10 protein-coding genes are annotated in these 12,253 nt (G+C 41.3%); 5 read left to right on the forward strand and 5 right to left on the reverse strand.

Annotated elements, in window-relative coordinates; genetic code table 11:
* Positions 1-33: 33 nt before the first annotated feature.
* Positions 34-657, forward strand: a complete 624-nt coding sequence (locus H5182_RS09480; protein ID WP_145239982.1) for a YceH family protein — start codon at positions 34-36, stop codon at positions 655-657.
* Between the two features lie 110 nt (positions 658-767).
* Complete coding sequence (nadE, locus tag H5182_RS09485; RefSeq protein ID WP_182759933.1) at positions 768-1,604, forward strand: ammonia-dependent NAD(+) synthetase; 837 nt, start codon at positions 768-770, stop codon at positions 1,602-1,604.
* On the opposite strand, the gene H5182_RS09490 is transcribed toward nadE, so the two are convergent.
* Positions 1,601-2,521 (reverse strand): sulfite exporter TauE/SafE family protein, encoded by a 921-nt coding sequence (locus tag H5182_RS09490; protein WP_259398269.1) that lies wholly within the window; start codon positions 2,519-2,521, stop codon positions 1,601-1,603. The two genes, nadE and H5182_RS09490, sit on opposite strands and share 4 nt — an antisense overlap.
* A gap of 218 nt (positions 2,522-2,739) precedes the next feature.
* On the opposite strand from H5182_RS09490, the gene folM reads away from it, so the two are divergent.
* The 3 genes from folM to folX are packed head-to-tail and all read left to right on the forward strand — an operon-like array spanning position 2,740 to position 4,397.
* Positions 2,740-3,459, forward strand: coding sequence for a dihydromonapterin reductase (gene folM, locus H5182_RS09495; RefSeq protein ID WP_182735035.1), 720 nt, complete (start codon positions 2,740-2,742; stop codon positions 3,457-3,459).
* Positions 3,460-3,478: 19 nt separating this feature from the next.
* A complete protein-coding gene (folE, locus tag H5182_RS09500) occupies positions 3,479-4,033 on the forward strand; it encodes a GTP cyclohydrolase I FolE (protein ID WP_145239988.1) in 555 nt (184 codons plus the stop codon).
* Between the two features lie 4 nt (positions 4,034-4,037).
* Positions 4,038-4,397, forward strand: a complete 360-nt coding sequence (folX, locus tag H5182_RS09505; RefSeq protein WP_145239990.1) for a dihydroneopterin triphosphate 2'-epimerase — start codon at positions 4,038-4,040, stop codon at positions 4,395-4,397.
* Here the strand turns inward: folX and H5182_RS09510 are convergent.
* The 4 genes from H5182_RS09510 to H5182_RS09525 form a co-directional block, all read right to left on the reverse strand.
* Positions 4,394-4,828 carry a YqaA family protein gene (locus H5182_RS09510; RefSeq protein WP_145239992.1) on the reverse strand — a complete coding sequence of 145 codons (435 nt, stop codon included), beginning with the start codon at positions 4,826-4,828 and terminating at the stop codon, positions 4,394-4,396. The genes folX and H5182_RS09510 overlap by 4 nt on opposite strands.
* Before the next feature lie 66 nt (positions 4,829-4,894).
* Complete coding sequence (locus H5182_RS09515) at positions 4,895-5,266, reverse strand: DUF4870 domain-containing protein (RefSeq protein ID WP_145239994.1); 372 nt, start codon at positions 5,264-5,266, stop codon at positions 4,895-4,897.
* Between the two features lie 185 nt (positions 5,267-5,451).
* Entirely contained in the window at positions 5,452-7,632 is a 2,181-nt protein-coding gene (locus H5182_RS09520) for a S9 family peptidase (RefSeq protein WP_145239996.1), read from the reverse strand.
* Between the two features lie 168 nt (positions 7,633-7,800).
* The gene (locus H5182_RS09525; protein ID WP_182759934.1) at positions 7,801-12,198 is read right to left on the reverse strand and encodes a S8 family serine peptidase; all 4,398 of its coding nucleotides are present in this window, start codon (positions 12,196-12,198) and stop codon (positions 7,801-7,803) included.
* Positions 12,199-12,253 lie beyond the last annotated feature (55 nt).

Genomic DNA, 12,253 nt, shown 5'->3' on the forward strand with positions numbered 1-12,253 from the left:
TAAGCTAAGGCATAACAAAAAGAAGGATTTATTATGCAACTCACTGCTATTGAACAACGTGTGATCGGCTGCCTACTTGAAAAACAAAGCACCACACCAGAGCATTACCCGCTGTCACTAAATGCATTGACCAATGCGTGCAATCAAAAATCGAACCGAGAGCCAGTGCTCACGCTCAGCGAAACTGAAGTACAAGAGGCGCTAGACTCGCTAGTTTCCCAGCGGTTAGTTACATTAGATGAAGGGTTATCTGGACGCGTAACTAAGTTCGCACATCGCTTTTGCAATACTGAATTTGGTAATTTACAGTTAACGGAGCAACAGCGCGCTATTATTTGTTTAATGCTGCTACGTGGCCCACAAACCCCTGGTGAATTAAGAACCCGAAGTAATCGGCTCGCTGAGTTTAATAATGTTGCTGAAGTTGAGTCGGCATTAAATGCCTTGATGACTGCCGAACATGTGACTAAACACCCGCGAGAACCCGGCAAACGTGAAAGCCGTTACAGCCATTTATTTGCTGATCCACAAAGTGCTGTTGCAGTAGAACCACCTGAATTGCCAGCACTCAAAGCTGACGAGTTGAATGAGTTACTTGCTGAAATTGATGAGCTAAAAGCTGAATTACAAAAAATTAAGCTACATTTAGGGCTTTAAATTAAACCCTTTGAATTAGATAATAATTCCAATTGCATTAAATAGAGATCATGCTTTTAAGCTAATTGGTATAACCATGACAACCAGTAATATTATTAGGAGAGCTCAGCATGCGCGCTGAAATAGTGGCAGAAATGAAAGTCCAGCCAAATATAGACGTCAACAACGAGATCACACGCCGCGTAAACTTTATAAAAAACCGTTTAGTGGCAGCACATTCACGCTCTTTAGTGCTGGGGATTAGTGGCGGTGTAGATTCCTCTACCTGTGGTCGCTTATGCCAACTCGCCGTTAACGAATTAAATGCGCAGCAACAAACCGACAAGTATCAATTTATTGCGGTTCGCTTACCGTATGGTGTGCAAGCTGATGAAGCTGAAGCGCAATTGGCTGTTGATTTTATTCAACCAAATAAGCGCCTAACAGTGAATATTAAACCCGCAGCAGACGGCATGCATGAGCAAGCATTAGCGGCAGTAGTAGGTTGCGGTGATGCACTGCCGGAACAAGCACAAATTGATTTTATAAAAGGTAATGTGAAAGCCCGCCAACGCATGGTCGCGCAATATGAAATTGCCGGACTGTGCCAAGGCCTCGTTGTTGGTACTGATCATAGCGCCGAGAACATTACTGGCTTTTATACTAAATTTGGTGATGGCGCATGCGACTTAGCGCCATTATTTGGCTTATCAAAACGCCAAGTACGCGCATTAGCCAAGCAGTTAGGTGCACCCGATTTACTCGTTAATAAAGCCCCAACCGCCGACCTAGAGTGTGATCGCCCTGGCCTTACTGATGAAGAAGCCCTTGGTTTAAGCTATGAACAAATTGATGACTTTTTAGAAGGCAAAAAAGTCAGTGATGAGGTAAGTGAAAAACTCATCGCAATTTATCTACGCACTCAACATAAACGCCAAGCTATTCCAACCATTTACGACGATCTTTAGGCTGTCATAAGCTCATAAACCGTAAATGACACTTCTAGGGCAATTAACAATAAGAAAAATGTGATTAATTGCCCGCTTTTCACTTTAGCACAAACATAAGCCCCTAACGGTGCTCCGACCACAACCACTGGAATAGCCGCTAATAAATACGACTGTATTTCGCTGCTTAAGCTATTGAAGAACCATACGTTAGCAATGCTTGCCACCACTGACGTTATTGCCATGATAATCACCGAGGTTGCAGTCGCTTTTTGAATATTAGCGTTGCAGGCGATAATCAATAACGCAAAAATAGCAATGTCAGCTCCCGAACCAACTAAGCCAGATGCAACACCTCCAATAACAGCAACTAATGCAACTTTAAATGTACTAACGTGTATATCGGTTTGACTACATACATGTTGCACCCTGCAGTAAATACGCCATAAAAGAGTTAATGCGAAGCATATTAAAAGTACGCTGAATACTCCTTTAACCACCAGTCTTGGTAATTGATCGGCAATAAAAGTAAGGCTTAGTAATACACCAACTAATGCAGCAGGAGCTGCGATTAATACCACTTGGCGATAATATGGAATACCGGTAAAAATAATGGTTAATGCGGCCGCACTCATACCAAAACTTTGAATCGCTAACGAGAATACTTTTGCCGTTACAGGATCTATTGCCAGTAACTTAGTCATCACAGGAAATGCTACTGCGCCACCACCAAGTGCAGTGCCACCAGCAACAAAAGACCCAAAAGCCATAGTCACAGCAATGCTAAACTCTGCGATAACACTTTGTAGCGCGGCATTTGCGCCTTGCCAAGCAATTAATGAACAATACACGCCAGCAATAAATGAACAATACACGCCAGCAATAAATAACCAGGGGATCATACGCAGTTTATGGATGGGTTTAGGTGATGATTGCATAGTTACGGATCATAAATTGAAGTTTTATTATTATGCCTGACAATCATCGCAGAGCAAATGATCGCAACTGTTCGTTACGGCGTACAAACAGATTGTTATATGAGTGCAATATCTTTGCAGTAAAGATGAAATAGTTCTGTAATTTAGTTTATAGTTGTTAGTAAACACATGGTAATCCAGCTCATCGCATTAAAAAACCTAAGGATTTGTATTTAGTTATGACATCGCCCATTTTAATAACAGGTGCCGGCCAACGTATTGGTTTAGCACTGGCAAAACATTTTATAGCCCAAGGGCAAGCTATTATCGTTACTTACCGAACTCGCCATCCCGCTATTGATGAATTATCTGACCATGGTGCTGTATGTGTTTACGCAGACTTTAGCACTGACAACGGCATTAATGAGTTTGTCAGTCAATTAAAGCTGCACACAAATAGCTTAAAGGCGGTGATCCACAATGCATCGAGTTGGGACTGCGAAGCGAATAATCCAGATAGCAGTACGCTATTTGATAACATGATGCGGATCCATGCTAAAGCACCTTACTTAATTAACTTAGCGCTTAGCGAGTTACTGTTAAATTTTCAGCAACAGCAGCAACACCCTGCTGATATCATTCATTTAACTGATTATGTTGTTGAAAAAGGAAGTCCAAAGCATATCGCATATGCCGCAAGTAAAGCCGCCTTAGAAAATATGACAAAATCATTTGCAGCTAAGTTTGCCCCGAATATTAAAGTGAACGCTATCGCCCCTTCATTAATTATTTTTAATGATCACGATAGCGATGAGTACCGAGAAAAAACCCTTAAAAAATCATTAATGGGCATCGAGCCCGGTTGTCGCGAAATTATAAACAGCGTCGATTTATTGCTTAGCAGCCATTACATCACGGGACGTTCTTTACCCGTAGATGGTGGCAGACATTTAAAATAACGGATTAATCGAGAAATTTATGCACGATCAATTAAAAAATAGTTACCACGAAATTATTACTGCTGTAGGTGAAGATCCACAACGTGAAGGCCTATTAGACACGCCAAAACGCGCCGCCAAAGCGATGGAATATTTGACCAAAGGCTATCGTCAAACATTAGAAGAAATTACCAATAATGCGGTATTTACTTCTGATGCAGATGACATGGTTTTAATTCAAGATATAGAGCTTTATTCGATGTGTGAACATCATTTATTACCATTTGTAGGGCGCTGTCATATTGCTTATATTCCTAACGGCAAAGTGCTGGGTTTATCGAAATTTGCGCGTATTGTTGATATGTTTGCACGCCGCTTTCAAATTCAAGAACAACTGACTCATCAAATCGCTAAAGCGGTTGAAGAAGTCACCGGTGCTAAAGGCGTTGGTGTAATAGTGGAAGCAAAACATATGTGTATGATGATGCGTGGGGTTGAAAAACAAAACTCAAGTATGCGTACGTCGGTAATGCTAGGTAACTTCAGAGCCGATCCAAAAACCCGCAATGAGTTTTTACAACTTGTAAAAGGCTAATCCTATGGCCAATGCAATTATCCATGTAACTAACTTACGGCTGCGCACTTTTATTGGCTTTAATCCCGATGAACGTGAGAAAAAGCAGGATGTAGTGATCAATTTAGAAATTCACTATCCTGCTGAGCAAGCCTGTGAAACGGATCAAGTTGAACAAGCACTTAATTATAAAGTGATCACCAAAGAAGTGATTAGTATTGTTGAGCAAGGTCACTTTTTATTGCTTGAAAAACTAGTGGCAGAAATACTCAGTGTTTGCCATAGCCATAGCAGCGTGAATTATGCAAAAGTGCGAGTTGATAAACCTCACGCTTTGCGTTTTGCAGATTCAGTATCGCTAACACTCGATTGGAGTAAAGCTTAAAGCAACTTATCCAGCCCAACGGCAAAGGCTAGTACAAGCAAGTAACGTGCGCCTTTGCCAAGGGTAACCAGCCATAAAAATGTCCACCAGCGCACTTTAAAAATGCCTCCTACAACTGTTAGCGGATCACCAATAATTGGTAGCCATGCCAACAACAGGCTATAAACACCATACTTTTCAAAGCGCTCTGCAGCCTTATCGATACTTGCCTGTGACACGGGAAACCATTTCCGATCCTTAAAACGTATGACTTGCGTGCCTAACCAGTAATTAACGCAACTACCTAGTACGTTACCAACTGTGGCACTGAGCCATAACAACCAAAGTAAATATTCTCCTTTGGTCACCATTGCTGTGAGTACCACTTCTGATGAGCTTGGCAATAATGTTGCCGAAATAAACGCAGTAAAGAACAGAGTTAAATAAGCCATCTAAGCCTTTATTAATGCATATAAAAAACCCAGCATTTGCTGGGTTTGATAAAAATGAAGAGTAGTTTATTTTATCAATTGTAAGCTAAATGGGTAGTTAAACTCTTTACCGTCATTAGTTTTGATTGCGCCAATCACCACCATAATAAACGAGAAAATAGCGACTATAGGTAATAGAATTACCCCGATAACTGCAAACATCAAAATCAAACACACTATATATGCTATGAACATAGTGATTTGAAAGTTAAGCGATTTACGCCCATGTTCAGCCACTAATGGCATTTCGTCTTTTTTTATTAACCAGACAATCAGCGGACCGATGATACTACCCATAGGTATAATAAATCCGGCTAATGCGCTTAAATGACATAACATCGCCCACATACGCTCATCTTTACTCGTTATAACTGGTTCAACCTGTTGATTATCTTCCATTACCATCTCCTTATTTCGTTAATACCTATATGCTGACCTTTTTCAGTCTTAATGTCTAGATTTTAATCAGCGTCGTCGATACTGCTAAGCTCGAGCAAGTGTGCAAAACCACAACACTTAATTTAGACAAAAAATTAAGGCGTAACCTAAGTCACGCCTTAATTGTAAAACACTAAAATCAGTTATTACTTTTTAATACCAGCTAAATCTAAGATAAATGCATAATTTAGAGCTGTATCTTGAAGGCTTTTAAAACGCCCAGATGCGCCACCATGGCCTGCTTCCATATCAATTTTAAACAGTAATTTATTATCATCGGTTTTAAACTCACGTAATTTTGCAACCCATTTTGCTGGTTCAAAATATTGCACTTGAGAATCATGCAAACCTGTGGTGACCAACATATTTGGATACGCTTGTTTACTCACTTGATCGTACGGTGAGTAAGACAGCATATAATCATAATATAGTTTGTCATTTGGGTTGCCCCACTCGCCGTACTCGTTGGTTGTTAATGGTAAGCTCGCATCTAACATAGTGGTCACTACATCAACAAATGGCACAGCCGCAACCATCCCCTGATAAAGCTCTGGTGCTTGGTTTGCCACGGCGCCCATTAATAAGCCGCCCGCACTGCCGCCCATCGCGAATATTTTATCTTGCGCACCATACTGCTGGGTAACTAAGCCTTTGGTTACATCAACAAAGTCATTAAAAGTATTCTTTTTATTGAGTAGCTTGCCATCTTCATACCAAGGACGACCAAGCATCTGCGAGCCACGAATATGCGCGATAGCAAATACAAAGCCTCGATCAAGTAAACTCAAACGGCTACTAGAAAAACTTGGATCCATGGTTGCCCCATACGACCCATAGCCATATTGTAACAATGGATTAGTGCCATCTTTTTTGAATTTATCTTTGCGATAAACTAAACTCACCGGTACTTTTACGCCATCTCGCGCAGTAATAAATAGTCGCTCCGATGCATAATTATCGGCATTAAAATCACCGATCACTTGTTGCTGTTTTAACAGTGTTTTCGTTGTGCTATTCAAATCGATATCATACGATGAACCAGGCGTCGTCATACTGGCATAATATACTCGTAAGCTTTCGCTATCTAATTCATTATTACCATATGTACTGACCATATAACTGCTGTCATTAAAGCTCAGCTGCTGTTCATCACCCGACTTTAAGTTGCGTATCGTTAAACGAGATTGCCCCATTTCACGCTCTTTATACACTAAATGGTCAGTGAACAAATCGATGCCTTCAAGCTTAATATCATCACGCGCGGCGATCAGTGTTTGCCAATTCGCTTTGTCGTGCGCTTTATCTTTATCCACCGTCATTAGCTGAAAGTTTACTGCGTTAAGGTTAGTGACTATGTAATAAGTATCACCGAGTTTAGCAATATCATATTCTAGGTTTTCTTCACGTTCAATTAAGCGCTTTGGCTGTGCCTTGACGTCATTAGCATCAATTACCGACACACCTGAAGCGTTAGTACTGCCATGCCAAATATAAATTTCTTGTTTATCTTTACTCTTACCAAGGCCAGTGTAATAACTTGTGTTAGTCTCTTCGTACACTAACTCATCTTGTGCTTGTGACGTACCTAAGGTATGGCGATAAACCTGATAACCTAACAATGTCTGTAAGTCTTTTTTAATGTAATAAAAAGTTTTATTATCATTCGCCCAGACGATATCACCATCGGTCCCTTCGAGCTTATCTTCTAGTAATTTACCGGTCTTTAAATCTTTCACTAAAATAGAGTAGATTCGTCGACTTACCGTGTCTTCACCATATGCTAATAAGTGACCATTTGGGCTGACAGATAAACCTGTTGCCGCGAAATAGTCATGGCCTTTTGCCAACTCATTTACATCTAATATAACGTGTTGATCAGTGCCCTTATCATCGCTACTGCGAACATAAGTCGGGTATTCATTATCCCCTCGCGTTTGCGATGAATAATAATAATCGCCACTTTTAGTTGGCACGGAGTCATCATCTTTTTGAATGCGCCCTTTTAACTCTTCAAACAAAGTAGTTTGTAAAGCTTTAGTATGCTTTAGCATCGCATCAGTATAGGTATTTTCTGCATTAAGGTGTGCTATGACAGCTGCATCTTTTCGTTCATCGTCACGCATCCAATAGTAATTATCGGTGCGCGTATCACCATGAATAGTCATTTCGAAAGGGATCTTATTGGCTACCGGTGCAGTTACATTAACCACTGCAGCTTCACTCTGTACAGCCTCGGATTTTATATTATTTTGTTCTGGAGCTTTATTACAGCCCGCTAAAATAGCTAACGACAAAGCCGCTAACGCAAATGATTGACGTGTTTTCATAGTATTCCCTAGAGTTATTATTATTCCACTACTAGCAATATATCTAACTAGCTGTTGATTACCTATATTAGTTTGTAAAGCAATGTAAAAAGGGAGCCTAAGCTCCCTTTGTTTGATTAACTTTGCTCGTTAATCACTGATAATTAAAATGACTAACTAAACAATTAATTACTTTTGTTTTCGGCGGCGCATAAATGCAAATGGTGCAATAAGCAATGCTAACCATGCTAGTGAACCGCTGTCACCGTCATTATTATCGTCATCTTTGCCCACAATATCCTTTACTCGTACTTCAACAGCAACAGCTTTAGAGTTTTTACCCGCACTATCAACAGCGATAACACTAAATGTAAAGTTACGCTCATATTCATAATCAATACTACCTGCAACAACAATTTCACCCGCAGCATTAACAATGACTAAGTCAGTGCCTGACACAATAAACTTAGTAACAGGACTTACATCAGCATCTGGATCACTAAAGTTAAGTTTACCAATCACTGTGCCAAGCGCTGTATTTTCATCAACACTAAAGCGTTGATTATCAACAATAACTGGCGTGTTTTCTAGTGCGTCTTGCGCTACAGTGATTGTTACTTCAACTGGTGCAGATTGATTACCAACACTATCCGTTGCGCTAACCATCAGCTTTATCTCAGGTGTTGCATCATAATCAACGTCACCCGCCACTGTGATTTGGCCAAGTTCATCAATTGCAATACCGTTATGACCTGCAACTGTGTAGCTTACAATTGGTGTTACTGCTGTATCTGGATCAATAGCACGTATTTGACCAATCACAGTGCCTACCACGGCATTTTCTTGCACTTTAAAAGTTTGCCCGGCTTCGATAATTGGCGCAACTTCTGCTCCTTCATCAGCGACATTTAACACGTTAATCGTCACAATTTCAGCAGCTGACTGATGACCATCTTCATCAATTGCGACTATCTCTAACGTAATAGTACTTTGCTCTTCAAAATTAAGTAGTTGAGCAACGGTTAGCATCCCCGTATTATCAATCGTGATTGCATCACTTCCCGCTACAGTAAACATAGTGATTGAACTGTTATCTGGATCTGTGAAAGCTAATTGAGCAAATGCGGTAGCTACTGGGGTGTTTTCTGCAACAGAGAATACTTGGCCAGAATTTATAATTGGGGTTACTTCGCTCGCTTCATCTGCAACATTGGTAATGTTAATAGTAATAACAGCTGGCTCTGATGTATTTCCCAAAGTATCGATGGCAACAACGACTAGTTCAGCGATGTGCTTACCAACTTCAAAATCAACTAACTCGCTGTTTGATACAAGAATTTGCCCTTTATTATCAACACTAAAGCCTTGATGAGTTTGCGATTGCACATAAAACTCAGCAATCGCTAAATCTCTATCTGATTCCACAACACTCAAGGTGCCAACGAGATGGCCGTTTTCCGCATTTTCAACAACATCAAATGATGCATTTGCAAGCTTAGGAGCCTGCGTTTTTGGTAACACTAAGTCTTCAGCAGTCACTAGTTTCAGTACATCTTGTAATGACGATGCTGTAAAAGCAAATGGCGCACTAGCATTCACAATCGCTTTTTCACCTGGCGCAAGTTGATTTACGACTGTATCACTGCCATCCACCGCAGTTAAACTCACTGACGCTGAAGAACTAAAGGTCGTAGCGCCAACTAGACTATCTGTTTCAAAGTACACGCCGCCACCATAAGATGGATAGCCTACAGATGCCTTAATATTTAACGGATCACCTAAATTATCACGTGTTAACCCAAGTGTGTTGCTACATACCGAGAAGGTAATGGTATCTGCACCGGCTGATTGATATAACGGTGTCAAAAACCGAAGCGTTTCTGCGCCAGCGTCATCGATAGTACCAATAACAGTACGTGAACGCCCTGGCGAAGTCGTTTTACGACCTCGGTCATTGTAGTTCTGCATAAGGAAGTCATAGGCACCATCGTTGTTGGTGTCTATATCTAAACGATAACCTGCTTGGAATACATGAGTGATCTCATCACGTAACTGAATCGATGCTGTAACTAATACACCAGATTCACATCCTTCAGCTGCTATTGCATTGAATGTAGTTGCAAGAATATTGAACGGAGCCTCTGCTGCTGACTTAACTTTACCAGTTGCAACAATATTTTCTGTCATTGTTGAAACTGTTGTTGCCCCAGTATTCTCAACGATAAGTTGCATCTCATTACCAACCACTTCAGGAGCAATACTTAATTCACTAGCCGCTTTTGGTAGCGCATGGTAAACAACATGTAGCGCATAATCTGAATCAGTGTCATCCACATCGTCAAACACTAAGGCGCCGTCAAACTCTGCGAGCGTTAATGCGGCGCTTCGTGCAGCTACCGATTCGGCATCAAATGGGTTTTCCAGTTTCCACTGATGCAATTTACTGGGATCAACAGTTAGCGTTACATCAAACTCTGTAGTTTGACCTGCGGGAATTGTTACGCTGGCTGGAATATCCCAACTGATTGCGCCACTGTTTTTATCATTTGCGTAACGTGCTTCAGTCCGTAATTTGTAGGTTTTTTCTTGTGTCGAGAAATTTTTCACGGTGACTGTTTTGCTGATTGACCTAACGCCAGTAAAGTTTTCTAAGCCAAACGATAATGCCGCTTGTTTAGTTTTAAACTCGGTATTATCAACCCATGCTACAACAGGCAGATTAACCGCTTTTTCAACGTTAACTAAACCAGCACCAATCATACTAATTGGTGCTAATTCAGAATCTGGATTTGTGCTAAGCGGCTCATTAGTCACATTTAGATCTGCCGTATTCATTAATGTTGCTTTAATTTCAAAGGCATTACGCTGTGGGTGTGCTGCGCGTACTAACGCAACCGCACCGGCAGTAATCGGTCCTGAAAAGGATGTACCTGAGGCTGGAGCTAGTTGATCTTGCGTACCAGTTGCTGCAACCATAATGCTTGTACCTGGCGCTGTGATTTCAGGTTTTAATAAACCATCCATTGATGGACCGCGCGATGAAAAGGTTGCCACAGCACCTGATGTTACTTTACGCTCAACAACTAAGCTATATGCAGCTTTGCCTGATGCTTTAAGCTCCGCTTTTATCGCTGCCCCGGCAGCATAAGTAATGCCAATATTTGGGATAGTAACCGTGGCATCAAATCCACCCATTGAAGCAGGAGTACCGTCATCTTCGTTATTTGCAATAAATACAAACGATGCGCCGCGCTGTTGTGCATGCAGTACTTTTTTCGTGAAATTACATACACCACGATCTATAAGCACCGCTTTATTATTAAAATCGGTGTCTTCTGAAAATACTTCACAGCCATTTTGATTTGCGGTTGGGTAAACAAGTTCAGCATAGGTATCTGCCATAGCAAATGCGGTTTGCGGACCAAAACCTGAAACTTGAAAAACAACCTCTTCTCCAAGTACGGTACCTGAAGCAATCCCAATATCTAATGTTGGATGCGTCATCGCACCAACTGCAAGTGCGTTTGGCGTGGTACTTGGTCCCCCAATACGAAAAGGATGATCGCCATCATTGCCTGCTGAGATAACAACATTTACACCTAAATCAACCGCTTTTTGAATTAAGTATTGAGTACCTCCGTCAGTTTCAGTGCCACCAAACTCGCCACCTAAAGACATATTAATAACATCTACGCGGTCAGAGATATCGCCATCACCATTAGGATCCATTGCCGCTTCTAATGCTGATGCTTGTGCTGCACTTGGACAACCACCACCACACACTGAGTACACATATAACTCTACTTCAGGAGCAATTCCAGTAACAGAGTGAGAAACAGACGTACCATGACTGGTCGGTTCATCAACATCGGGGATCACGACTACAGGATCATGTTCAATTGGATCAGCATCGTCACGAATAAAGTCGTAGCCACCATGTACGATGCCTTGCGGCCAAGCTACAGAAGTAGGATCAGCTTGAGCTGCGTCATACGCCTCTACGGTACCCGCACCACCAAAAACGTTGTGCGTGTAGTCAACACCTGTATCCAGTACCGCTACCGTTTGACCTTTACCTGTTACAACCCCATTTGCAACCAATGGTGAAGCTTTTAAATAATCTGCAGATGCGGCGACATGTAATTCATAATCATACATTGGCAGCACTTTCTCAACTCGGTAGTCACGGGCAATTTTTTCTAACGCCTCAGGGCTTGCTTGTACAATCAAAGTAGGCGCCAGCACTTTAGTTTGGCCGATTACTTTTGTACCAAAATCTAGACTACTTAGTTCAATTGTCACTTCACTTTGCACTTGCTCAATTTGTGCAATGGTTGCACGGCTGTCACCTATTTGATAAATACCTTGCGCCATTAGATCGGCGGCGGTTGTCGCTCTTAGCACAATCATATGAGCTGATGGTAACTGTTCTTTAACTTCGGTTTCATTAAATGTAGCTGTAGAGAAATTATTGAGAGCGGTAATACTGTGTGCTGTTTGCACTGTTTGTGCATTTACCGATGCCGCCATTAGCGCTGATGATACTGCAATTGATAAGGCTGTTTTTGTTATTAACTTGTTAGACATAAATTCCTCTGATGAGATTATTGTTATTAAATGTCCCCAAAAAGAAACATTAAGT

This window comes from Pseudoalteromonas sp. SG44-17, assembly GCF_014164235.1.
GTDB classification, from domain to species: domain Bacteria; phylum Pseudomonadota; class Gammaproteobacteria; order Enterobacterales; family Alteromonadaceae; genus Pseudoalteromonas; species Pseudoalteromonas rhizosphaerae.

What these genes read in the sequence shown, in the direction of transcription:
- H5182_RS09480 (WP_145239982.1), top strand. Translation starts at nt 34, where the DNA reads ATGCAACTCACTGCTATTGAACAACGTGTGATCGGCTGCCTACTTGAA.
- nadE (WP_182759933.1), top strand. Translation starts at nt 768, where the DNA reads ATGCGCGCTGAAATAGTGGCAGAAATGAAAGTCCAGCCAAATATAGAC.
- H5182_RS09490 (WP_259398269.1), bottom strand. Translation starts at nt 2,521, where the DNA reads ATGCAATCATCACCTAAACCCATCCATAAACTGCGTATGATCCCCTGG.
- folM (WP_182735035.1), top strand. Translation starts at nt 2,740, where the DNA reads ATGACATCGCCCATTTTAATAACAGGTGCCGGCCAACGTATTGGTTTA.
- folE (WP_145239988.1), top strand. Translation starts at nt 3,479, where the DNA reads ATGCACGATCAATTAAAAAATAGTTACCACGAAATTATTACTGCTGTA.
- folX (WP_145239990.1), top strand. Translation starts at nt 4,038, where the DNA reads ATGGCCAATGCAATTATCCATGTAACTAACTTACGGCTGCGCACTTTT.
- H5182_RS09510 (WP_145239992.1), bottom strand. Translation starts at nt 4,828, where the DNA reads ATGGCTTATTTAACTCTGTTCTTTACTGCGTTTATTTCGGCAACATTA.
- H5182_RS09515 (WP_145239994.1), bottom strand. Translation starts at nt 5,266, where the DNA reads ATGGAAGATAATCAACAGGTTGAACCAGTTATAACGAGTAAAGATGAG.
- H5182_RS09520 (WP_145239996.1), bottom strand. Translation starts at nt 7,632, where the DNA reads ATGAAAACACGTCAATCATTTGCGTTAGCGGCTTTGTCGTTAGCTATT.
- H5182_RS09525 (WP_182759934.1), bottom strand. Translation starts at nt 12,198, where the DNA reads ATGTCTAACAAGTTAATAACAAAAACAGCCTTATCAATTGCAGTATCA.